General features: G+C 44.0%; 21 protein-coding genes and 1 riboswitch. Of the genes, 12 read left to right on the top strand and 9 right to left on the bottom strand.

The features are described from left to right. Positions 1–41: 41 nt before the first annotated feature. The 5 genes from ACWPWY_RS17320 to ACWPWY_RS17300 form a co-directional block, all read right to left on the bottom strand. Positions 42–854: a TatD family hydrolase gene (locus ACWPWY_RS17320; RefSeq protein ID WP_454192961.1), complete on the bottom strand. Its 813-nt coding sequence runs from the start codon at positions 852–854 to the stop codon at positions 42–44. A gap of 24 nt (positions 855–878) precedes the next feature. After that, a complete protein-coding gene (locus ACWPWY_RS17315) occupies positions 879–1676 on the bottom strand; it encodes an ABC transporter ATP-binding protein (protein WP_454192960.1) in 798 nt (265 codons plus the stop codon). 62 nt (positions 1677–1738) lie between these two features. Continuing rightward, positions 1739–2500, bottom strand: a complete 762-nt coding sequence (locus ACWPWY_RS17310; RefSeq protein WP_454192959.1) for an ABC transporter permease — start codon at positions 2498–2500, stop codon at positions 1739–1741. Beyond that, on the bottom strand, positions 2497–2790 hold the full coding sequence (locus ACWPWY_RS17305; RefSeq protein ID WP_213533058.1) for a thiamine-binding protein: 294 nt from the start codon (positions 2788–2790) through the stop codon (positions 2497–2499). The genes ACWPWY_RS17310 and ACWPWY_RS17305 overlap by 4 nt, the downstream gene beginning before the upstream one ends. A 43-nt stretch (positions 2791–2833) precedes the next feature. Continuing rightward, on the bottom strand, positions 2834–3859 hold the full coding sequence (locus tag ACWPWY_RS17300) for an ABC transporter substrate-binding protein (protein ID WP_454192958.1): 1026 nt from the start codon (positions 3857–3859) through the stop codon (positions 2834–2836). 139 nt (positions 3860–3998) lie between these two features. Continuing rightward, a riboswitch (TPP riboswitch) is annotated at positions 3999–4117 on the bottom strand. A gap of 382 nt (positions 4118–4499) precedes the next feature. Between ACWPWY_RS17300 and serS the strand changes: the two genes are divergently transcribed. The 3 genes from serS to ACWPWY_RS17285 all read left to right on the top strand — a co-directional run bounded on the left by serS (position 4500) and on the right by ACWPWY_RS17285 (position 8761). Beyond that, positions 4500–5792 carry a serine--tRNA ligase gene (serS, locus tag ACWPWY_RS17295; protein WP_454192957.1) on the top strand — a complete coding sequence of 431 codons (1293 nt, stop codon included), beginning with the start codon at positions 4500–4502 and terminating at the stop codon, positions 5790–5792. A 93-nt stretch (positions 5793–5885) separates the two neighbouring features. After that, positions 5886–6302, top strand: coding sequence for a pyridoxamine 5'-phosphate oxidase family protein (locus tag ACWPWY_RS17290; RefSeq protein ID WP_454192956.1), 417 nt, complete (start codon positions 5886–5888; stop codon positions 6300–6302). Between the two features lie 206 nt (positions 6303–6508). Beyond that, positions 6509–8761: a bifunctional 2',3'-cyclic-nucleotide 2'-phosphodiesterase/3'-nucleotidase gene (locus ACWPWY_RS17285; protein WP_454192955.1), complete on the top strand. Its 2253-nt coding sequence runs from the start codon at positions 6509–6511 to the stop codon at positions 8759–8761. Positions 8762–8915: 154 nt separating this feature from the next. Here the strand turns inward: ACWPWY_RS17285 and ACWPWY_RS17280 are convergent, their stop codons facing one another. After that, the gene (locus ACWPWY_RS17280) at positions 8916–10010 is read right to left on the bottom strand and encodes a hypothetical protein (protein ID WP_454192954.1); all 1095 of its coding nucleotides are present in this window, start codon (positions 10008–10010) and stop codon (positions 8916–8918) included. A 320-nt stretch (positions 10011–10330) separates the two neighbouring features. Here ACWPWY_RS17280 and ACWPWY_RS17275 point away from each other — a divergent pair, with 320 nt between their 5' ends. Both ACWPWY_RS17275 and ACWPWY_RS17270 read left to right on the top strand, forming a co-directional pair. Continuing rightward, positions 10331–10669, top strand: a complete 339-nt coding sequence (locus ACWPWY_RS17275) for an RNA polymerase sigma factor (protein WP_454192953.1) — start codon at positions 10331–10333, stop codon at positions 10667–10669. Beyond that, positions 10621–10869: a helix-turn-helix domain-containing protein gene (locus ACWPWY_RS17270; RefSeq protein WP_454192952.1), complete on the top strand. Its 249-nt coding sequence runs from the start codon at positions 10621–10623 to the stop codon at positions 10867–10869. Before ACWPWY_RS17275 ends, ACWPWY_RS17270 begins: the two co-directional genes overlap by 49 nt. A 73-nt stretch (positions 10870–10942) precedes the next feature. On the opposite strand, the gene ACWPWY_RS17265 is transcribed toward ACWPWY_RS17270, so the two are convergent. Continuing rightward, a complete protein-coding gene (locus ACWPWY_RS17265) occupies positions 10943–11983 on the bottom strand; it encodes a LacI family DNA-binding transcriptional regulator (RefSeq protein ID WP_454192951.1) in 1041 nt (346 codons plus the stop codon). Between the two features lie 578 nt (positions 11984–12561). Here ACWPWY_RS17265 and ACWPWY_RS17260 point away from each other — a divergent pair. The 4 genes from ACWPWY_RS17260 (at position 12562) to ACWPWY_RS17245 (ending at position 17900) form a co-directional block, all read left to right on the top strand. Continuing rightward, the gene (locus ACWPWY_RS17260; RefSeq protein ID WP_454192950.1) at positions 12562–13866 is read left to right on the top strand and encodes a sugar ABC transporter substrate-binding protein; all 1305 of its coding nucleotides are present in this window, start codon (positions 12562–12564) and stop codon (positions 13864–13866) included. Between the two features lie 151 nt (positions 13867–14017). Next, complete coding sequence (locus ACWPWY_RS17255) at positions 14018–15358, top strand: carbohydrate ABC transporter permease (RefSeq protein ID WP_454193883.1); 1341 nt, start codon at positions 14018–14020, stop codon at positions 15356–15358. After that, complete coding sequence (locus ACWPWY_RS17250; RefSeq protein ID WP_454192949.1) at positions 15355–16197, top strand: sugar ABC transporter permease; 843 nt, start codon at positions 15355–15357, stop codon at positions 16195–16197. The genes ACWPWY_RS17255 and ACWPWY_RS17250 overlap by 4 nt, the downstream gene beginning before the upstream one ends. Then, positions 16194–17900, top strand: coding sequence for an alpha-amylase family glycosyl hydrolase (locus ACWPWY_RS17245; RefSeq protein WP_454192948.1), 1707 nt, complete (start codon positions 16194–16196; stop codon positions 17898–17900). The genes ACWPWY_RS17250 and ACWPWY_RS17245 overlap by 4 nt, the downstream gene beginning before the upstream one ends. A 47-nt stretch (positions 17901–17947) precedes the next feature. Here ACWPWY_RS17245 and ACWPWY_RS17240 read toward each other — a convergent pair whose 3' ends face one another. Further along, positions 17948–18706, bottom strand: coding sequence for a hypothetical protein (locus ACWPWY_RS17240; RefSeq protein WP_454192947.1), 759 nt, complete (start codon positions 18704–18706; stop codon positions 17948–17950). A gap of 75 nt (positions 18707–18781) precedes the next feature. After that, complete coding sequence (locus tag ACWPWY_RS17235; protein WP_454192946.1) at positions 18782–19666, bottom strand: LysR family transcriptional regulator; 885 nt, start codon at positions 19664–19666, stop codon at positions 18782–18784. A 270-nt stretch (positions 19667–19936) separates the two neighbouring features. Between ACWPWY_RS17235 and ACWPWY_RS17230 the strand changes: the two genes are divergently transcribed. From ACWPWY_RS17230 to pstA, 3 genes are all read left to right on the top strand, one after another. Then, positions 19937–20845, top strand: a complete 909-nt coding sequence (locus tag ACWPWY_RS17230; RefSeq protein ID WP_454192945.1) for a phosphate ABC transporter substrate-binding protein PstS family protein — start codon at positions 19937–19939, stop codon at positions 20843–20845. A 133-nt stretch (positions 20846–20978) separates the two neighbouring features. After that, a complete protein-coding gene (gene pstC / locus ACWPWY_RS17225) occupies positions 20979–21899 on the top strand; it encodes a phosphate ABC transporter permease subunit PstC (protein ID WP_454192944.1) in 921 nt (306 codons plus the stop codon). Continuing rightward, a complete protein-coding gene (pstA, locus tag ACWPWY_RS17220; RefSeq protein WP_454193882.1) occupies positions 21899–22795 on the top strand; it encodes a phosphate ABC transporter permease PstA in 897 nt (298 codons plus the stop codon). The genes pstC and pstA overlap by 1 nt, the downstream gene beginning before the upstream one ends. Positions 22796–22818: the final 23 nt, after the last annotated feature.

The following is a 22818-nucleotide window of genomic DNA, read 5'->3' as shown; positions in this document are numbered from 1 at the left end:
GGGCTCTCCACGTATGTAGAGCGAGTATTAGCGTACGTAAACTATGAATATAGGTTGTAAAACTGTTTCGTATTCTTATAAAACAGTTCTGCGGCAATTTCAAGCTTAACCCCAGTGACATCACACCAGGCACGAATTACGTCTTTTACCATCCGGGGATGGGTTTTATGAGCAGCAAAAGGCCCTTCAAAAGGCCATGGACCATCGGTCTCTGCCATAATTTGATCATGCGGATATTTGCTTGCTAGATCCTGAATTTCTTTTTCATATACGAGATCGGGTGTGAATGAAATATAGTATCCATTCTCGGCCATTCTGCGGATCGTCTCATCGGGTCCCTTAAACCAGTGGAAATGGGCTTTCTTCACTTGATGCTTCTCCAGCAAATCACAGGCAAGATCGGCATCCTCATAGACTGCATGGAGAATAATTGGTTTATCATGCTTCTTAGCAAAGATAATAAACTGCTCCAGCATGGATATATAAGGGTCCATATCAAAAGGCTGCCCGGTCTTTTCTGCTTCCATCCGTGAATAATAGGGCAATCCAACCTCCCCAACAGCGATCATGGAATCGGTGTGATTCTCCATCCAGTCCAGCAGTTCATTCAGCTGTTCCACAGTTGGGATCGATTGTTCTGGATGATATCCATAGGCAGGATAGATTATGTCAGGTGCAGCGGCCGCAACCCTCTCTATTTTCTGGCAAGAGGCGAGCTGAGTAGATACTGCAATTACTGATTTCACTCCGTTCGGAGCAAGAGATAACCGTAGCGGCTGTATATCATCCTCATACTGATCGAGGTGAATATGTGCATCAATGACCGGACATCCAAACTCCTCGGTTTGCTGCAAGTGTTCTTCACCTCCTTGTATAGATTACAACGGGCGGTCTCGTTCTTTTTCCGCGCGTAACCAGCCTGACATCTGTCTCTTTAAAGCAAGAAAGTCAGGATTCTCGGTGATTTGTTCTTGTCTTGGTCTTGCAAAAGGAACCTGTATCTCATGAATTACGGTGGCAGGCCGGCTGGAAAATACATAGATTCGGTCAGATAGTAATAAAGCTTCTTCGATATTATGAGTAATAAAGAGAACCGATCGGCGGTCCTGTTCCCATATACCGAGCAGCCACTCCTGCATCTCGCTTCTAGTGAGCGCATCAAGCGCACTAAATGGCTCATCAAGCAGCATGAGCTCCTGAGGACTCAGTAGCGCGCGTACGAAAGCGGCCCTCTGCTGCATCCCGCCAGAGAGCATATGGGGATAGGCATTTTCGAAACCATTAAGGCCCGCTTGTCTAATCCAGTGAAGGATCTGTTCTTCGTTAGGCTTCCGGGTATCATCGGTAGGCTTACGAGGAGCGACCTCACTAGAAAGCTTGATATTATCTATGATCGTTCGCCAAGGAAAAAGCGCCGGTTGCTGGGGCATATAGCTGATATGCCCTCGTTCACCTGTTACCACTTCTCCATTCATATGGATACTTCCTGCCCCGGGAACAAGAAGACCGCCAATAATTTGAAATAGAGAGCTCTTGCCGCTGCCGGAAGGACCGACAATAGAGACGAATTCTCCCTTCCGAACCGTAAGTGAAATATCCTTAAGAACCTGCAGGTTTTTCTTCTTCTCACGGAAGGAGAGAGCGATCTCTCTGACTTCTAGAGCGGGTACATTCATGTGTGGTTATCTCCTTTCTATTCCGAGAATGATTGTTTTATTTGCTGACTCCTGCAGAAATATTACTTCGTATTCGCTCCCCGCCAGCGGACAAGTATCTTCTCCAGTAGAGCGATGATCGCAAATAGGACCAGACTTAACAGGACGATGATTGCCATTGCAACAAAAACCCGGTCGGTACGGTAGGCAGATTTTTGAAGCATCATATAATAACCGATACCGCGATCCGTTCCAATCCACTCCGCAATCACGGCACCCATAACACTATAAGTAGCGGCAATTTTTACACCGGAAAAAACGGAAGGGAGCGCATGCGGAACTTCTAATTTTCGGAAAATTTGCGCTTTGCTTGCTCCGGCCATTCGCATGTAGTTCATCATTCCCCGATCTGTCTGCGTCAGTCCATCCATGGTGGATACGGCAACAGGGAAGAAGCAAACCAGCGTAATGACAATGATTTTGGGAAGGAGTCCAAAGCCAAACCAGATCATGAGCAGAGGAGCAAGGGCAATCGTCGGAATATTCTGACTAAGAATAAGCAGCGGATATAAAGCCGATTTCAAAAATGGGACAAGATGAAGTAGCATCGCCGTGAGGAGTCCAACGCTTGTACCAATCAAGAACCCAAGCAAAGTCAGCTGCGCCGTCGCCCAGGTATGCTCGGTGAGACTTGCAGCCTGTGCAATTGCTTCTTTCGTTATATCGGCAGGACTCGGCAGAATCCACTTCTCAATATGAAAAAGCGGCACGGCAATTTGCCACACCGCTAAGAAGAGGATGACTGCCGTAAGAGGCGGCCATACGCTTTTCCACCAAGAACTCATGGGCGATATTTCTCCGTAAGACCTTCCATACTGATTCCGCTAGGATAATGAGCGATCTTAATCTGAGAGATCACACTTGGACTACCTGCTTCAATCAGTACTTCATGCATTTGGCGGACCACCTCAAGCAGCTCAGGAAGTTCTCCTTCGAGTGTGGTTTCGAGCGGATTAACCTGATATGTAAGTCCGGACTGTTGAATGACCTCAATCGCCTTATCTACATAAGGAATGGAATCTTCTCCATTCGGTGTTTTCGGTATGACCTGAATGCTGAGTAGTGTTTTTGCCATGGTGAATCACCTTCTCTTTCCTTCATAAGTGGTAATAACCAAATTATTCAGTTGGTAAAAATTCATTTGTGTATGCTTTTTCTACTTCCAGCGGCTGATCGAGAAGCCCATGCTCTACCATCCAGTCAGAGTAGTTCTGCCATACTTCTGCCTTTTGCTCGCCCCAGCGAGAAGCATCATCCTGATATTTTGGGCTCAGCCATTTCTGACTGGCCAGCACAAGATCTTCATCGAGATCGGGAACAGCTGCGCTTAGAATACCGGCTGCCTCTTCTGGATGTTCAATCGCATACTCGTAACCTTTGGTGGTTGCACGCATAAATGCTTTTACAAGTTCAGGGTCTTCGTTAATTGTTTTTTCATTGGAGATCAGAACCGGTGTATAGTAATCAAGCTTCTCGGAGTAATCTTTGACATAAAACATATCAATAGCCTCACCGCGCAGCTCAGCTTCAATTCCGGTCCAACCATAGAAGATCCATGCAAAATCAATGTCACGCTTGATCGCTGTAAAGAAATCCGCATCGCCCATGTTCACATTAGACACCTTATCTACATCGCCGCCTTCGAGACTCATAATGGTATCAAGAACGGCAGAATCGATCGGGGAGCCCCAGCCGCCATAAGTTTTACCTTCAAAATCTTTAGGTGACTTGATGTTTCGATCAGCTGGAGCAGCAAAACCTGATGTATTATGCTGAATGACTGCTGCGATGGACACAATAGGTACGCCTTGGGTACGAGCCTGAGTCACACCTTCCTGATAACTTACTCCAAAAGGCACTTCACCAGAAGCGACCATAGTATCTGCACCTGCTTGTCCAGGTTGAATAATCTCGACGTTCAATCCTTCTTCTTGATAAAATCCTTGATCTACCGCAGCATACAGCCCGGTATGATTCGTGTTTGGAGTCCAATCGAGTACCACTTTGATATCACGAAGTGATTCATCCCCTGCTGCTCCATCTGTCCCGTTCTGCTCTCCTGAAGTGCCATTTCCGGCATTTCCACAGGCCGTGACGATGGTGAGTATGGCAAGCAGTATGAAAGTACCTAATTTTCTCTGCAATGTTTCCCTCTCCTTTAGATGTCTTAGATTCCTTTAGAATGCACCTGTAAGCTACTTTTTCATCATAAAAAAAAGCATCCCGGATCGGGATGCTCTTGTACGTAAGGGAACGGGTATATTTCTACATGAAGTAGAAAGCCCTAATATATTTCTCCATTCCTACGCTGGCATTATCCAGATCAGGTTACAGGGTACGTATCTGCACGTTATTCACGGATACTATCTCAGCCGGCTTAACCAGCACCCCTTGAGTACATTATAAAGTTAAGGTGTTACAACCATGTATTATAGTCTTATATAACAGGCATGTCCAGATAATAGAAACAAGCAGAACCGATTCATTGCATAAAAAGGTTGCGAATAGGGGAATGCTACATTATAATAATGCCAACTAAAAATCGGTTAAAATGCCAGTGAAGAGATTCCAACTCGGAGGCATTTTCGTTAAGGGAATATGGATATCCCCTAAGTTAATCGGCACCGCCCGTTACCGCGGAACCAAAGTGATTGAAATGTGCACGGATCCGTATTCATTTCAATAAATTGGGTGGCACCGCGAGCATATAGAGCGCTCCTCGTCCCAAGGGATGAGGGCGCTCTTTGTCTTTTTTTATAAAATAACGACAGGGATGTGAGCGGTATGCTGGATATGAACTGGATACGAGAGCATGCAGATGAGGTAGAGGAAGTTGCAAGGCTGAAGAATATGAGCCTATCGGTAAAAGAACTTATAAAAACAGATGACAGAAGAAGAGAACTCATTACTAAAGTAGAGAAGCTGCGCGGGCAGCGGAATAAAGGATCGCAAAAAGTAGGCCAGTTCATGAAAGAAGGACGAAAGGAAGAAGCCGAGCAGCTGAGGATAGAGATTAGAGAGCTGGGCGTTAGTATTGAACAAATAGACAAGGAATTGTCTGAGACTGAGAAAGAGTATGAAAGACAGATGATGCTCGTTCCGAATATCGTCTCGAAGGACACCCCGATCGGGAAATCGGATGAAGACAATGTACTCGTGCGGAAAGTGGGTGAAGTAAGAGTAAGGGATTTTACCATCAAGGATCATATGCAGCTCGGGGAAATGCACGATCTGTTTGATGTCCCTCGCGGAGTGAAAGTCGGCGGTTCGAGAAGTTATTATTTAAAAGGAGACGGCGTACTATTGCACCGGGCCGTTCAGCAGCTGGCGCTGGATATCGTGATGAAGCACGGATTTATACCGATGGATGTACCGATTATGGTACGTGAAGAGGCGCTGATTAATACCGGTTTCTTTCCTACAGGTCGTGATCAGACCTATGCGCTGGAAGAAGAGGATAAGTTCCTCGTCGGCACTTCGGAAGTTCCGCTGATCTCGTATTATGCCGGGGAAGTTGTTGATGTAACTGAGCCGATTCGCCTTGCTGCTGTATCGACGAGCTTCCGCAGTGAAGTGGGGTCGGCCGGACGGGATGTTAGAGGACTCTACCGTGTCCATCAGTTTGCTAAAGTAGAGATGGTTGTTCTAACAGAAGCAAATGACGATGTGTCGGAGAGAGTTCATCAGGAGATTACAGGTTATGCCGAACAGCTGCTAGAGGCGCTAGAGTTGCCATACCGAGTTATGGCTGTCTGTACGGGAGACATGTCGCAGAAAACGTACAAACAATACGATATGGAGACCTGGATGCCAAGCAGGAAAGCTTATGGAGAGACCCATTCGTCGTCGAACTTGCATGACTTTCAGGCACGTCGTTCGAACATTCGCTACCGAGATCAAGATGGACAATTAAAATATGTGCATACGCTGAACAATACAGCAGTAGCTTCACCAAGAATCTTAATTCCGCTGCTGGAGAATCATCAGTTGGAGGATGGAAGCATCTATATTCCTAAGGCGCTTCGGCCTTATATGGGAGGGAGAGAAACCCTTATCTGTACGGCAGTGCAAGCGTAAAATACGGTTCAACTTTCGAGAGACGGGTACACTATAGTAACAGATCATTTTTACTATAATTACAAACTTCGCTCTTGAAAGGAGACAAATACAATGAATAAAACAGATCTTGAACGTGCAATTATAACGGGCATAGAGAATAATCATTTTGGTTCCTTGGCAACTGTAGAGGGAGGGAAACCGAAATTAAGATACATGGCTGTTTTTAATGATGGTCTGAACATTCATATGGCAACAAACCGCTGCACTCATAAGGTAGAGGAGCTCGAGGATAACCCGAATGTAAGCTTACTGATGGGTTACGAAGCCGGCGGTACCAAAGATATACTTGAGATAGAAGGAACCGCGAGTGTAACGAAGGACGGCGGTCTGCGTAAGAAACTGTGGAATGATGAGTTTAGCAAATGGTTCAGCGGGCCGGAAGACCCGAACTACGTCATTTTGGATATCACTCCAAACCGGATTGAATATACAGGTAAAGGGCAAGAAAAACAGGTATGGGAAGCATAAATATCACATGACCTTATAGCTTAGTGTCTTTAGAAAGAAAGGCGATCGTATAGATCGTTCTTTCTTTCTTTTTTTGTATAAAAGTACACTTAAAGGTGATATTTTAGTTAAATTTACACTTTTATACCAAGAATAAATAGTTTAGAATATCTGTCAGAAGTATATTATTTCCAGTACTATTGGGATGAAAATTTGGAGGGGTTCTTTTGAGATCACGTAAACCATTATTAGCAGGTCTGACTACCGCGGCTTTGTTGTTTCAATTATTCGCTATTCCAGGACAACCTGTCTCTGCTGCGGATGCAGCAAAAGTGAAACTTCGTATTCTGGAGACAACTGATATTCACGTGAATCTGCTGGATTATGATTACTACAGTGATCAGGAAATTGAAACGTATGGTCTGGCAAGAACCGCTACCCTCATTAAACAAGCTCGGAGTGAAGCGACCAATAGTCTTTTGTTTGATAATGGTGATCTTATTCAAGGCAATCCGCTCGGTGATTATGTAGCCAAAGTGAAGCCGCTGAAGGGTGCTGAGGTTCACCCTGTATATAAAGCAATGAATCTGCTGGATTATGATGCAGCAACGCTTGGGAACCATGAGTTTAACTATGGACTTGATTTCTTGAATCAAACGCTTAAAGGCGCTGATTTTCCTTATGTGAACGCAAATATTTATAAAGATGATGGCGATAAGGATGAAAGCAACGACGTGAACTATTTTAAACCTTATGAAATGATTGAGAAGAAAGTAAAAGATGAATCCGGTAAGGAACATACACTGAAAGTGGGCGTGATTGGACTAGTTACTCCACAGATCATGCAGTGGGACAGTTCTTCCCTTACAGGTAAAGTCATTGCCAAAGATATTGTAAAAACGGCAGCGAAGTTTGTTCCTGAAATGAAAGAAAAAGGGGCAGATCTTATCGTTGCTCTTGCTCATACCGGTTACGACCAGAATCCGCCGGCGGATATGGCAGAGAATGCGGTTCTTCCGCTGAGTGAAGTGGATGGTATTGATGCCATTCTGTTCGGACATGCCCATAAGGTTTTCCCCGGAAGTGCATTTGCAGATCAAAAAGGTGTGAATCTTGAAAAAGGGACGATTAATGGTGTTGCCGCTGTAGAACCTGGAGCTTGGGGAGATAATCTGGGGGTTATTGATTTACAGTTAGAGCAGGTAGATGGTAAATGGAAAGTGGTAGATTCAAAATCGGTATCAAGCCCAATTTATGATGCAGCAAATAAAAAAGCAATCGTCGAAGCAGACAAAGAGATCGTAGCTTCCATAGCGGACGAGCATAAAGCGACAGTGGATTATGTGCGTGGGCCGGTAGGAACGACAACGGCGCCGATCACGAGCTATTTTGCACTTGTACAAGATGATCCTTCCATTCAGATTGTAACGAATGCGCAGAAATGGTATATCGAGAACAAACTGAAAGGCACTAAATACGAAGGTACTCCGGTATTGTCTGCAGGTGCTCCTTTTAAAGCAGGCGGACGTATGGGGGCGGACTACTACACGGATATCCCTACAGGAACGATTGCAATCAAGAACGTAGCAGATCTCTATGTGTACCCGAATACACTACATGCGGTGGAAGTGAACGGAGCAGAGATTAAAGAATGGCTCGAATGGTCTGCAGGACAGTTCAATCAGATTGATCCGAGTAAGGCGGGAGAACAAGAGCTGGTTAATCTTGATTTTCCGACGTATAACTTCGATGTGATTGACGGCGTAACCTACGAAATCGATGTAACCCAGCCGAGTAAATATGATGCAAAAGGAAATATAGTCAATGCTTCAGCGAGCCGCATTAAGAACCTTCAATTTGAAGGGAAAGCGATCGACTTGCAGAAGAAATTTATCGTAGCAACCAATAACTACCGTGCGGGATCTTCCAAACTTGCTAATCCAGATGGGAAACGAATTGTCCTCGCTGCACCCGATGAGAGCCGCCAAGTCATCATTGATTATATTACGGAGAACAAAACGATTAATCCATCTGCGGATGGAAACTGGTCATTCTCCGCAGTAAGCGGGAATCCAGAAGTTATTTTTAATACAGCGACAGAAGCGAAAAAATTAGTGGAATCAGATCCAGAACTGAGCAAAGTGATGACCTATCTAGGTGAAGGAAAAGATGGATTCGGTAAGTATGCATTGAATCTGGCAGGCAATACAACGGCTGCACCGGAACCAACACCGACTCCGATTCCTACGCCAACACCAACACCAGAGAAACCATCGACCCCAGTACAACCGTCTAAGCCGCAGAAGCCGTCCAAACCGGAAGCGAGCAAAGACAAAGTACACGTGGTGAAAAAAGGGGATAACCTGTACCGTATTGGCTTGAAGTATGGAGTAGATTGGAATGCTATTGTAAAAGCAAACAAGATTAGCAATGTATACACGCTGCAAGTAGGTCAACAATTGATCATTCCAGCGTCCTGATTGTAGACTGATCGTGATTGGTCTCTATAGTCACTATAAAGCCTTGCCCTTCGTCCGAGTATAACTCGGTTGGGGCAAGGCTTTTTTTGTGGGGATGGATAGCGAGGGATCCTTAGTTGATCTTGATAGATAAATCATGAATCGTAGATTTTTATTACACTTCTTGCGTCAGGGTCGTTACATAAATGCCAAGTGGTGTACTTGCGCTGCCCGCCGTCATGTATTTGAAGGAATAAGAGCTTGCACCCGGTGGAACAGTAACGTCCGCAATGGGACTTGCCTGTGTATTATTGCGAAGAAGGGGAATACCGTAGGTTTTACCATCAATGAGTGCTGCCCCAGCAAAGGCACCACCGCGAGGGTTCACTCGAATACGAACGACAGCCTCTCGGTTGGTCTCATTAAGAATCGGAATATTTACTTGATAGACAGCTCCGAATTGTCCGCGGTTTGTCATGGATGCAGGAAGCGTGCTGCTGTCCGCAGTGAAGAGCAGATCGGCAGGAAGTTCTCCCGTTAGTTTCGTACCGGCACAGGTGCGATAGTTAGCACTTTGTCCCACCCGATATACAGGAGTAGTTGCATCGGTCTCAGAGAAAGTCCAGCTGCCGCGAGGATGCGCTTGTGGTGCAGGCCGAGGAGCAATAGGAGCGGAGGTAATCTCGCGAAGATCCTTATCTTCTATTTTTGAGACAACGGTTCGAATCTCGTAATTCTGCCCGCCCTTGCCGCTTGCGTGTTCTACAGTGAATTCATAGATAAACCCTGCAAGCACGTCATCCTCGACTATAAACTCCTCAATAAGAGACACTCTTTTACCGAATTTATAAGGGTCTACCGGTTTCAGTCGATCCAAAGTACCGCCTATGCATGACTTGGCAAGACATTGCCCCACATCAATAATCCAGTGTCCTGTTGAGGGACTAAGCTTCAGATCTCTTTCGATGTGACGAACTTCGATCTGCTCCTCATCTTTGTTTTCAATAGTCACTCCAATTCGCACGGGAGCACCTGTACGATTGTAGTGCCATCCAAAGATGCGGTGTTTCATCGATCGTTTGGAAGTGACTACCACATCATGCCAAAGTGTCGAGAACGGCTCTGTCAGAATCTCTTGTGTCAGTGTCTCTGGATTATCACTGAGCATTAATCTGCGCTCGTCACCCGCTTTGGCGGAAGCAATATCAATATTAATGTTCCCCGGTACCACCAGTGTTTCAACTACTAAATTTTCTTGTTTGCAGCTCATATTTATTCCTCCTCTTTCTTCTCTCATTTATTTTGTTGTTCACTAATATAGGAGTTGAGAAGAGTAAAAATACAACCCGTTATAAAAATATTTTTTTCTTAAGTGGTGACCTTCTTCTGTAGCTGAAAGTTTCCTTATCTAACTGTACCTAGAGATTGGCAGATTGAATCAGTGAGTAGGTGAAGGTCAAAAGACCTAGAGAAGAAAGAGTAGGAATAACTACTTTTTAATTTAGGACTTGGAAGAAAAAGGTGGAGGGATTATAATAGCAACAAAGAGGGAACAAATGTTCCTATAATTTGAAAAAAGAGGTGTTAGTTATGAGTAGTACCGTCCACTATTATCAAAAAGAACTCAAACGAATCGCGTGGCGTCTTCAGTATCGTGTTCGTGCCGAACGGCAAAGAGAGCTTCCATTAAAAACAGAACTGCTATTAATCTCGACCTTATCTCCTGAGCAGGAGATCGAATCCAAACTGTTCATTGAGTATATTCTCGGACTGATTCCCTCGGTTACGGGACAAAAAGTCATTCGTTTATTTTATTTGGAAGATCAAAGTGAGGCAGAGATTGCAAAAGCACTGAATATTAGTCAGCAGGCGGTGAACAAATGGAGAAGAAAAACAATTCAGAGTCTATCGGAGAGAATGAGTTCCTAAGACTTGTTCATGATGTACAGCAAGGGGATACGGCCGCAATGGAAGAGTTACTAGATATGTTTGAATCTGATATGCGGCTATTAAGCAAATATATTCCGATGCCTGAAGAAGATGCTCTGCAGAGTATGAAGCTTGAATTTATTACACTGATTAAGAACAAAGTGCTGGATCAGAAGGGGTCATCAGATGAGGGAGAGTAGAAAACGAAGGTACCCGCTGTCTATAAAGACTGCGGGTACTGTGCTGTTTTTCATGAGCAGGTGTGTGTAGAAACTATATCGTTCGCTTAGAGAGATGATGCATGGATGATTCTCTAACAATCAGCCGATGAGGAATGATATGACGTTTACTGAATAAGGACTTATCCTCATCTTGTATGGCCTGAATGAGTGCTTGTGAGGCGACATATCCTAGATGATAGATCCCGATATCTACACTGCTTAGGGGTGGGCTATACAATTCCGACAGGGGATTGTTATTAAAGCTGACAATACATAAGTCAGAAGGGACCTTGAATCCAAGCTCGTTCAGACCGCGAAGAACTCCGAAGCTGACTACATCATCAATGACAACGAGCGCGGTGGGGCGTTCAGGTAAATTCATGAAGAATGACATGGCTCGGTATCCGCTCTCCTGCAAGAAATCATCTTCCACAATCCAGTCTGGCTTCACCGTAAGTCCTGCTTCTTTCATGGCTTGATGATAGCCGTTTAATCGATCTTTCGATACCATTAAATTTTTTGGTCCGCTTACAAAACCGATCCGTTCATGCCCGAACGAGATCAGATGACGAGTAGCATCATAGGCTGCTTGTATATTATCCGTATCGACAGATAGAAGGTCAGGATATTGCTCGTTTCTTCCAACCAGTACAAAAGGAAAATTCTCCTGATATAAAAATTCGACAACAGGGTCATTCTGCCTGGAATAGAGTAAGATCGCTCCATCTACACGTCCGCCATATACCAGCCGTTGAACAGCGCTGACTTCTTCCTGTTCATTCGCACCCGAACTGATGACAATATCATATCCCGATCGATTTGCCTGGGTGACAATTCCTCGAATGAGTTCCATAAAAAAGGTATTGAGGAATAATTCTTCTGCCGGTTTAGGCAAGATTACCCCAATACTCTTGGTTGTTTTGGATACAAGACTTTTTGCCATGATATTGGGATGGTAACCAAGTTCCTGCATGATATCGCGTACTTTACTAGCTGTTTTGTGACTGATACGAGGATGTCCAGAAAGCACACGGGATACAGTGGAAGGAGATACACCTGCCAGTTTTGCTACGTCTTTGATCGTTACCGCCACTTACTTTCACTCCTTAATGAAACCGTTTGCGTTGTATCGATATGGTAATTCATAATTTACCACTTTGTAAATGAAGAATTTTGTTAGTTTACTGCCATTATGTCATTATTTTACTGGAAAACGATACGGTTTCTTACGTTTCTTAATAAGAAAAATCATGTCTTATCAACATTTCAGTTATAAATCGGAGAAAATAAAAGGTAGACATTGTAATAAAGAGTAAATATTAGGTTTATTATAGAAAGTAGCGTAATATGGACGAATTTGAACTGTGCAAACGTTTTAACAAAATGGTTTTGTCAGGTATGATTAATTTGATAATAAAGCGCTTACCTACCAATATTTACATGTTTTTAGAATACATACACTGAATACTTAGCGAATGAAAGCAGAAATTTACGAATCAAGACAAACGTTTGCACAATGGAGAATATCGTTGATTCTGATTTCTGAAAGGCAGTGAAGAAACAGAGAATCTCTGCCGATTCGAACAAGTTCAGTGGGTTTTTGTTGCTGTGTACATACAGTGACAAAAGAGGGTGTATGCGCAGCAAAAAAAGGGGAAGGGATGATTACAAATGAAAAAAGGGAAAAAATTCAGTTTCATGTCAATCTCACTTGCAATGACGGTTTTGCTTGCTGCATGCGGCAGTGGAGGTAACGATACTTCTACCAATCCTGGAGAAGCAGGAACTACCCCGGATAATGAAGCACCTCCTGCTGAAATCGAAGAACTTACGCCAGAAGAAGGAGCGATGCTTACGATCTGGGACGGCGGAGACCAAAAAGGTTTTGTGGAACAGGCAGCCGCTGCATTTGAAGAGAAGTATGGAGTCAAAGTATCTTACACGGAACTTGGTGCGGATAAAGGGATGACCCAAATGGTTACGGATGGACCGGCTGGTGTTGGTGCTGACATATTTTCCGGTGTACATGATCAAATAGGGCAAGGGGTAACCGCGGGTGTAATTATGCCGAATGACTGGTTTGAAGAAGATATTCGAGCAAGAAACAGTGAGATTGCTGTAAATGCTTTAACTTATGAAGACATCTTATATGGATATCCGAAGTCTGTAGAGACAACGGCTGTATTTTACAATAAGGATCTGATTGACGCAGTTCCAGCCAATTGGGATGAAGTTAAGGAATTCGCAGCTACTTTTAACGATACGAAAGCCAATAAGTTCGCCATTATGTGGGATGTAGGAAACGGTTATAGCTCTTATCCTTTCTTCGGGGGATACGGTGCTTATGTATTCGGCAGTGACGGCACAGATCCAACAGATATCGGTTTGAACAGTGAACAAGGTATAGAAGCAGCTACCTTCCTTCAGTCACTAAAAGAACTCATGCCGCTTAAATCTTCTGATGTTAACGGCGATATTCGTAAATCCTTATTTACTTCGGGTAAACTCGCTATGAATATTAGCGGTCCTTGGGATGTAGGTTCTCTGAAAGAAGGCGTAACGAATCTGGGTGTAGGAGTATATCCTGCTCTTCCCAATGGTGATCCCATGAAACCTTTCTCTGGGGTGAAAAGCTATTTTGTAAATGCCTACACAAAATATCCTAATGCAGCAAAATTGTTTGCTGAATTTATTACCAATTCAGAAAACCAAATGAAAAACTTTGAAATGACAGGAGCACTTCCGGCGAATACAGAAGCAGCGGCAAGTGAAGCTGTGAAAAACGATGAGATTGCTTCGGCCTTCCTTGCCCAATTTGAGAACTCCATTCCGATGCCTTCCATTCCTGCAATGGCTCAGTTATGGTCCCCAATGGAAGCTGCATTGTCTGACTTGTGGAATAACGGTAAGGATCCTAAAGCAGTGATGGATAATGTTGTAGAACAAATGAAGAGCAACATTCAGACTGGATCTTAAAAAGAATAGAAATGAGTTATGTAATGGATTCAAATAGCAGATAAAAAAGAGGCCACCGCCGGAACATCATATCTCCGGAGGTGGTTCATCACTATTTTCCGGAAGGAAGGGCTGGGAACATACGATGAGTAAAGGACAATCCTCCACCATGATGTCAACCGGCAAACCGCAAACAGCCGGAGCAAGCCATGCCCGTAAAGGGACCATACTTTCAGCATTGTTTATGGGACTTGGACAATTCTATCACCGTCAGTGGGTGAAAGGTGCCATTTTCATGCTTGCTGAGATCATTAGTATTTATCTCATCATTGCACAGTTCGGAGCGAACTTATGGGGTCTCGTAACACTGGGTGATGCACCTTCTCGAATGGAGAAGGTAGGAAGACTCTATCAGAACGTCCCTGGGGACCATTCTATTTTTATGATGATTTACGGACTTGCTGCATTGATCTATATCGTGCTGTTCGTATTATTTTATATCGGTAACATCCGGGATGCTCGGAGAATCGGTCAGCTTCGCGATGAAGGAAAAGAAGCACCTTCTTTCCGGGATACCACTAAGCATCTCCTTGATAAAGGATTTCCTTATTTACTGCTTTCGCTACCAACGGTCGGCGTACTCTTTTTCACAGTTCTTCCGATTCTGTTCATGATTCTAATGGCATTTACCAATTATTCTGCACCGGATCATATTCCGCCAAAGAACCTGGTAGACTGGGTTGGACTTGAGACATTCAAAAGTCTCTTTACCCTGAAAGCCTGGAGTAAAACGTTCTATGGTGTTTTGACCTGGACGATTATCTGGGCTGTCGTAGCTACAGTGACTACTTATTTTGGCGGTATACTCGTCGCACTCCTGATTCAGCAGCATGGTATTCGCTTCAAAACGATGTGGCGTACTATTTTTATACTTCCTTATGCGATTCCGCAATTCATTTCTTTACTTATCATGAAAAATATCCTGAACTCTCAGTTCGGGCCCATTAATCAGTATCTCGGTATGCTCGGATTGGGGCAAGTTCCATGGCTTAATGATCCGTTTATGGCGAAGGTGACCGTTATTCTCGTTAACATGTGGATCGGGATCCCTGTATCTATGATTCTCGTGCTCGGGGTATTAACGGCGATTCCAAAAGATTTATATGAAGCTGCTGAAGTAGATGGGGCTTCCGGATTCCAAAAATTCCGCAATATTACAATGCCATTTGTTCTGTTTCAGACTGCACCGATTCTGATAATGCAGTTTGCTGGGAATATCAATAACTTTAACGTGATTTTCCTGTTAACAGGCGGTGCTCCCGCGAATGGAGATTATGCGTTTGCCGGAAGTACGGATTTGCTTGTTACTTGGCTGTACAAACTGACGCTTGATAATCAAAGATACAACTTTGCCTCTGCGATCGGGATTCTTATTTTCTTAATCATTGCCTCGTTCTCAATCTACAACTATCGTAGAAGCCGTTCGTTTAAAGAGGAGGATATGATTCAATGAAAAGAAAAAAGAGAATTAAGCTTACTTTTAGCTATATTTTGCTGATACTCATAGCGATTGTATGTATCTATCCTGCTTTGTGGATTATTATGTCTTCCTTTAAACTGGGGGACTCCTTGTATAGTGAGACCATCATTCCTGAAAAGTTCACTATACAGCATTATGTAGACCTCTTTAAGCCTCAGGCGGATAAGGATATTCCTTTCTTGAAGTGGTACGGAAATACACTGAAGATCGCAGTCACAAGTATGATACTTGGAACGATCATTCAAGTTCTCACGGCATATGCCATGTCTCGTTTCCGTTTTAAAGGACGTAAAACAGCGATGTCCGTCGTTCTTATTCTGGGGATGTTCCCTGGATTTATGAGCATGATTGCGGTGTACGTTATGTTGCTGCAGATGAACCTGCTTGATTCACCGCTGGCACTGATTCTCGTATATACATCGGGTGCGGCACTCGGAATGTTCGTTGCCAAGGGATTCTTCGATACGATTCCTAGAGCGCTCGAAGAGTCGGCTTTACTTGATGGAGCAAGTCATATGCGAATCTTTGTTAGTATTATTCTGCCGCTTTCGAGACCCATCATTACGTATATTTCACTAATGACATTCAGCGGCGCATGGGTTGATTTTATTTTTGCGAGGCTTATTCTGCGGTCACGTGAAAATTGGACACTTGCTGTTGGACTTTATGAGCTTGTAAATAGTTATTCCAGTACAGAATTCACTTTGTTTGCTGCAGGTTCCGTTCTCGTTGCTGTACCGATCACACTTCTCTATATGTTCTTGCAGCGCTTCCTCGTTGATGGGCTGACAGCAGGCGCAACGAAAGGGTGATACCTATTCTTAAGGATAAGTTCGCTTGGAAGAAATGGATGGGTGCAAGTATATTGATATGTTCTATCTGTCTCACAGCGGCCTGCAGTGATGCAGCCAATAATGGGGACAGAACCGATCCCCAGGAGCAGCAAGAACCCGATCATACACAGGGGCAGGCAGATCCGCCTGCTTCTAACGGTTCTGATTCTGCAGCTGTTATTGATGAACAGCCGGGCCGAGTATATTATGAAATCTTTGTTCGATCTTTTTATGATTCAGATGGCGATGGCATTGGAGATTTAAACGGGGTTATAGAAAAGCTGGATTATTTAAATGATGGGAAACCCGGAGGTGACGATCTCGGGGTAGAAGGAATTTGGCTTATGCCGATTAACCCGTCACCTAGTTATCACGGATATGATGTCACGGACTATTACGGAATAAATCCGGAATATGGCACGATGGAAGATGTACAACATCTATTAGAAGAAGCACATGAGCGGGGGATGAAAGTCATTATGGATCTGGTCGTTAACCATACGAGCACAGAGCATCCTTGGTTTACCCAGTCTGCAGCCTCCTCAGATAACACTCACCGTGCATGGTATAGATGGGCAGAAGATCTGAATGTAGATCCATCCGGACTCAGTGCAGCAAGTAGCGGCCCGGCATGGCATGAGAAGAACGGTAATCATTATCTGGGAACCTTCTGGAGCGGTATGCCGGATCTGAACTTTGATCAGGAAATCGTTCGCGAAGAGATGATGAAAATCGGGAAGTTTTGGCTTACCCAAGGTTTTGACGGATTCCGTCTGGATGCAGCAAAACACATCTACGAGGATTTACAAAGTGACCGGAGTCCGGAGACCACTACAAAAAATGTAGCATGGTGGCAGGAATTTCGAGCAGCGATGAATGAAGTGAAGGAAGATGCTTATATTGTAGGAGAAGTGTGGGAGAACTCCCCAGTATCTATTGCCCCTTATTTAGAAAATGCATTTGATTCCGGTTTTAACTTTGGACTGGCTGATCAAATCATTCGGACGGTAAGTGGTGAGCAAAACGGCGGATTTTTGATTCAATGGGTCCGCAACTATGAGCTGTTCGCGGAGAAATCACAAGGAGAATTCGTGGATGCGATATTCCTTGCTAACCATGATCAAAACCGTGTCATGAGTCAGTTCAGCGGAAATAAAGATCATGCACGCATGGCTGCAGCTATAATGCTGACACTCCCGGGTAATCCATTCCTTTATTACGGGGAAGAGATTGGGATGAAGGGTTCAAAACCTGATGAAGAAATCCGGGAGCCTATGCTGTGGAGCAAAAGCAGGGACGGCAACATCGGACAGACAACTTGGGAGACAGCAAAACATAATCTGGATGATGATTCGGTGAATGTAGAAGCCCAGCTCACAGATCCGTCATCGCTTTTATCCCAATATCGAAATCTTATTGAGTGGAGAACAGGAACAGCGGCGTTGCGAGATGGTGCTGTAGCAGACTATTCTGTAAAGGATGATCAAGTTCTTTCTTATATAAGAGCAACAGCAAGTGAGCAGGTGCTGGTTGTTCATAATCTATCTAATGAAATGAAAGAAGTAAGCTTGTCTGAAAAAGAGCCTCATTTCTCTGCAATATTGCATCAAACGGATGATCAAGCTAGTATCCAGAACGGTACAGTAAGCCTTCCTCCCTATAGTACAATCATATTAAAGTAAGAAAAAAACCTTGTCGCCATACATGGAGGCAAGGTTTTTCGTATGGATTAGAAACACTGGATATATAAAATTTGCCATGTTGGAAACGCTTGAATGATTGGATAGGGCTGCGTTTGCAGAAACACAGTTACTGCAGGATTAGTGAAGAGCACAATCCCTAAACGAACCGTAAGATTAAATGGATTAGGGCCTGTAATGATAACGGCCCAGCGATTTGTACAGAAGGGGAGCGACCAAGGGAACCGTGCATTTCGATATTCGGTAAGCTGAGATTCTGAGTCCGATTCGGTAAGTTCGAACTCGTTATCTTCCTCCCTAGGACCACCAAGGCCCGGCAAAATATTCCCGAGGATATTGCCGGGATTTGAAAGTCCGCCAGGCCCCAAAAGGCCGCCTATTCCTGGCGTTGAACCGATGGGACCAAATGGTCCTCCGCCTGGAAATCCGGGGAACCCGCCAGGCCCACCACCGGGACCACCACCCGATCCACCACCAGGAAACCCTCTAGGGAAACCACCCCCACCCGGTATCTGCCAAGGTGATCCACCGGGGCCCATTTGCTGACCGGATTGTGCTACAAGCGTTTGGGCCTGCGTTGGATTAGAAGTTAACAATTGATAATGTTGCAAAGCCTGGTATGGCGGAGAAGGTAGTGAACCTAAAAGATTTGCAGGAACACCCTGAGTTGCACCTGGTGTAGCCGTTAAACTCCCGATATTTATGGATCCTAATAAAGATTGGAGCGGAGCACTTCCTCCCTGACCAGGTGTCAGTGGAGTAGGTGAAGGAAATGTGGAAAAAGACAAAACAATCAACTCCCATTCCGAATGTTGGTTCATAGCCTATGGTCATATATATGAACTGCGAATGGGATGGGTGCATCAGGATGTAATGAAGTTCCAAAATGCAGACGTAGCTGGTGATAGATCTTTTCTTCTATATAAATAGGTGCAGAGGCTAACATCTTTTTCTTCCAGACCTGGAATGGGCATTGAGATGATATTGGCTGAGGTAGAAGAGAGCATACTCGCAGGTAAAAAGGTAAATGCATTTCCTAAAGAAACAGTCCTCAGCGCTGCTTGAGGTGTAGCCGCAGATATCCTTTTCCACAAATGAATATTTGTTCGTTCCGTAAATTGATCTGTATATTTGCCAAGCAACCCTTGGCTTTCATAGTCAACGAATAAGATTTGAGACAGATCACTGGGTTTTACAGAATCGCTCATTAATAGAGGATGATTTTTTGCCGAAACAAGCACGAGCTGATCTTGCTGCAATAGTACATAATCACTTGATTCCGGTTCCTGGGGGAGGGGTTGTTTTTCGGTACGTACAAGTAAAAAAGAATCCTCTGTCTTCCCTTCTCCATATGAATCACCGATTAAGCTGCTTCGCACCGTAATTCCTGGATACGCTGATGCGAAATGGCTCATCACCTCAGGCAAGACATTTTCTGCCGCAAGCGAATCGGTATGGATTAGAACATCACCTTGTCCGAGCGAGCTGAATTGCTGAACCGTTCGTTTCACGGTATCGGTAAGCGCAAGAATTTGTTTGGCATGAGGAAGGATGGCCCTTCCTGCATCGGTTAACATCATTCTTCCTTGCTGAGCACTGTATATGGGAACACCCATATCTTTCTCTAAGCTTTTCATATGGAAAGAAACCGTGGGCTGCTTCATTTGGAGTTCTCTAGCGACATCCGTTACTTTATTGTAACGATCAATGAGAACGAGAATTTGAAATTTGATTACATTCACATTCATGGTGGTACCTCACTTCTGTTCATTCATTTTACAAACGAATATACGGGATAGGAAACGATCAAAGAGGACAACCTCTAGTATAAACACGCTATATGATTTTTTCGTTATAGATTAATTATATCAACTCATAGAAAAAAATATATATACATATTTAATAGCACGTTTACAAAACATAAAGTTTATATTGATGCACTAGCTTTACAATAAAAACATAGTCAAACGTGGTAAACAAATAAACGCCACACACAATTTGGGGGAGGACAACCTAACATGTTCAAGAAAGCGAAAAAATTTCCTTTACTTATGACAACACTCGCAATGACTGTCGTACTGGCCGCTTGCGGTTCTGGCTCAGATACGGCTGGTTCTACAGATGATAAATTAAGCGGATCGATTCTCGCCGTTGGATCTTCAGCACTTCAACCGTTGGTTGATCAAGCGGGACAAGATTTTATGGAAGTGGAAGGAAATGAAGAGATTACCGTACAAGTACAGGGTGGCGGTAGTGGAACAGGACTTACTCAAGTTGCTGACAAACAAGCTGATATCGGTAACTCCGATGTATTCGCAGAAGAAAAATTGGATGCTGAACAAGCGAAAACCTTGGTTGACCATCAAGTCGCTGTTGTAGGAATGTCAGTTGTAGCGAATAAAGATGTAGGTGTTGATGACCTGACTCAACAACAATTGGTTGATATCTTCACTGGTAAAATAACGAACTGGAAGGAAGTTGGCGGAGCAGATCAAAAAATTGTTATCGTTAACCGTCCATCAAGTTCAGGAACTCGTGCTACTTTTGAAAAGTATGCTCTAGGTCAAAGTGCTCCTGAATTACAAGGATCTATTCAAGAAGATTCCTCCGGTACCGTTAAGAAAATCATTACTGAAACACCAGGAGCGATCGGATATCTAGCTCTGTCTTACCTTGATGATAGTATCGCAGCCATTAAATATAATGGGGTAGAAGCTACCGTAGAGAACATTCAAACGGGTGAATATGCGGTATGGGCTTATGAACATATGTATACAAATGGCGAGCCAAATGAAGTCGTAAAAGCTTTCCTTGACTACATGCTGTCTGACGACATTCAAAAAACGTATGTGGTAGACCTTGGTTACATCCCTGTTAGCGATATGCAAGTTGTGCGTGACGCGGAAGGTAATATTACCGAGAAATAAGATAGAGTACATTTGTTAAACAATGAGATATAGATCGATAAGAGGCGGGCTGAATTATTGCTCGACCTCTTTCGTTCGGTTTTTAGATGAGATACAGAATTATACTAAAATGATTTAAAAAGGATGGTTCTTGATGAGTGTAGCGAACACGGATCATGCGCACAAGCCTCGCCCGAAACGGGAAAAGCATTATTATGAAGATTGGATCGGTAAAATATACACGTCCATCTGTGTTGTCTTTCTTGTTGTAGTTAATATATCGATTGTCTTTTTTGTTGCTTCCAAGGGCTTGACTACTTTTATGAAAGATGGAGTGAGTCCGCTAGAGTTCTTTACATCCGGAACTTGGAATCCGACGGGTGATGAACCTACCTATGGCGCGCTTCCGTTTATCGTAGGTTCCTTTACAGTAACGATTCTTGCTGCACTGATTGCAAGTCCTTTAGCATTATGTGCCGCTTTATTCATGACTGAGATTGTACCGGGTAAAGGAAAGCGAATCTTGCAGCCAGCCATTGAACTCTTGTCTGGTATTCCTTCTGTTGTTTATGGATTTGTTGGACTTACCGTCATTGTTCCGTTGATCCGTTCCATCTTTGGAGGTACGGGGGTCGGAATTTTAGCAGGCTGTCTTGTGTTATCCGTCATGATTCTTCCAACGATTACAAGTATTATGGCAGACGCCATTACTTCTCTGCCTGGTGGTCTTAGAGAATCTTCCTATGCACTGGGTGCAACTCGCTGGCAAACCATAACAGGTGTAGTCATTCCTACGGTACTTCCTGCGCTCTTAACAGGAGTTGTTCTCGGAATGGCACGGGCTTTCGGTGAAGCACTTGCTGTACAGATGGTTATTGGTAATGCACCGCATGTTCCGAATTCACTTCTGGAATCTGCATCAACACTCACCAGTGTAATTACACTTAGCATGGGGAATACAGCTTCAGGTTCTGTTCATAATAATGCGCTATGGAGTATGGCGCTTGTGCTTCTTCTTATGACCTTTATCTTTGTATTACTTGTTCGCTTGCTTGAAAGGAGAAATCGGGTATGATGAAGCCGAAAACAGTCGATCGAATTGCTACTGGGGTTATCGTTACCTTTGCACTTGCGATTGTGGCCATCCTGGTAGGTCTTCTTGGATTTATTATTTTCCGCGGAATTGGACATATCAGTTGGGATTTCCTAACTAGCAAACCACAGAACTTACGGGCAGGTGGCGGGATTGGACCACAGCTATTTAACTCCATATACCTTCTCATCCTTACCTTGATTATTACGATCCCGCTTGGATGGGGAGCCGGAATATATATGGCTGAATATGCGAAACCGGGTAAAATTACAAACATGATTCGTTTGGTCGTTGAGGTATTATCCTCCTTTCCGTCCATCGTTATCGGTCTTTTCGGTTTACTTGTTCTCGTAAATACGTTTGGTTTTGGATTTTCTCTACTGTCGGGTGCACTTGCACTTGCGGTATTTAACCTGCCGCTTATGGTTCGGACGACCGAGCAAGCTTTCCGTTCTGTTCCTAAAGCACAGAAAGAGGCGGGACTTGCTCTTGGTTTATCGAAGTGGAAGATTATCACTTCCATCCTGCTTCCTGTAGCTTTGCCAGCCATGATTACAGGAACGATTCTTGCAGCTGGCCGGATCTTTGGTGAAGCAGCTGCTCTGATGTTTACTGCAGGAATGAGTAGTCCGCCGCTCGACTTTACGAATTGGAATCCATTCAGTGAAAGATCTCCGCTGAATCCGATGCGTCCTGCAGAGACACTTGCCGTACACATCTGGAAGGTCAATAGTGAACAGCTTAAACCGGATGCAGCTGAGATCGCAGCGGGTGCTTCTGCTGTTCTCGTGATTATGGTTCTGCTATTTAACTTATTCGCTCGCTGGCTTGGACGTTTTGTATATCGCCGGATGACTGCTGCGAAACGCATGAACTAATTGTTTTTTGTATATAGGGAGGT

The organism is Paenibacillus sp. Marseille-Q7038, assembly GCF_965111595.1.
Note: the sequence above shows the minus strand (reverse complement) of the source record. Positions and strands in the feature narration are given on the sequence as shown.

What these genes read in the sequence shown, in the direction of transcription:
- ACWPWY_RS17315 (WP_454192960.1), bottom strand. Translation starts at nt 1,676, where the DNA reads ATGAATGTACCCGCTCTAGAAGTCAGAGAGATCGCTCTCTCCTTCCGT.
- ACWPWY_RS17260 (WP_454192950.1), top strand. Translation starts at nt 12,562, where the DNA reads ATGAAAAAAGGGAAAAAATTCAGTTTCATGTCAATCTCACTTGCAATG.
- ACWPWY_RS17235 (WP_454192946.1), bottom strand. Translation starts at nt 19,666, where the DNA reads ATGAATGTGAATGTAATCAAATTTCAAATTCTCGTTCTCATTGATCGT.
- ACWPWY_RS17290 (WP_454192956.1), top strand. Translation starts at nt 5,886, where the DNA reads ATGAATAAAACAGATCTTGAACGTGCAATTATAACGGGCATAGAGAAT.
- ACWPWY_RS17250 (WP_454192949.1), top strand. Translation starts at nt 15,355, where the DNA reads ATGAAAAGAAAAAAGAGAATTAAGCTTACTTTTAGCTATATTTTGCTG.
- serS (WP_454192957.1), top strand. Translation starts at nt 4,500, where the DNA reads ATGCTGGATATGAACTGGATACGAGAGCATGCAGATGAGGTAGAGGAA.
- ACWPWY_RS17230 (WP_454192945.1), top strand. Translation starts at nt 19,937, where the DNA reads ATGTTCAAGAAAGCGAAAAAATTTCCTTTACTTATGACAACACTCGCA.
- ACWPWY_RS17255 (WP_454193883.1), top strand. Translation starts at nt 14,018, where the DNA reads ATGTCAACCGGCAAACCGCAAACAGCCGGAGCAAGCCATGCCCGTAAA.
- pstC (WP_454192944.1), top strand. Translation starts at nt 20,979, where the DNA reads ATGAGTGTAGCGAACACGGATCATGCGCACAAGCCTCGCCCGAAACGG.
- ACWPWY_RS17310 (WP_454192959.1), bottom strand. Translation starts at nt 2,500, where the DNA reads ATGAGTTCTTGGTGGAAAAGCGTATGGCCGCCTCTTACGGCAGTCATC.
- pstA (WP_454193882.1), top strand. Translation starts at nt 21,899, where the DNA reads ATGAAGCCGAAAACAGTCGATCGAATTGCTACTGGGGTTATCGTTACC.
- ACWPWY_RS17270 (WP_454192952.1), top strand. Translation starts at nt 10,621, where the DNA reads ATGGAGAAGAAAAACAATTCAGAGTCTATCGGAGAGAATGAGTTCCTA.
- ACWPWY_RS17305 (WP_213533058.1), bottom strand. Translation starts at nt 2,790, where the DNA reads ATGGCAAAAACACTACTCAGCATTCAGGTCATACCGAAAACACCGAAT.
- ACWPWY_RS17280 (WP_454192954.1), bottom strand. Translation starts at nt 10,010, where the DNA reads ATGAGCTGCAAACAAGAAAATTTAGTAGTTGAAACACTGGTGGTACCG.
- ACWPWY_RS17275 (WP_454192953.1), top strand. Translation starts at nt 10,331, where the DNA reads ATGAGTAGTACCGTCCACTATTATCAAAAAGAACTCAAACGAATCGCG.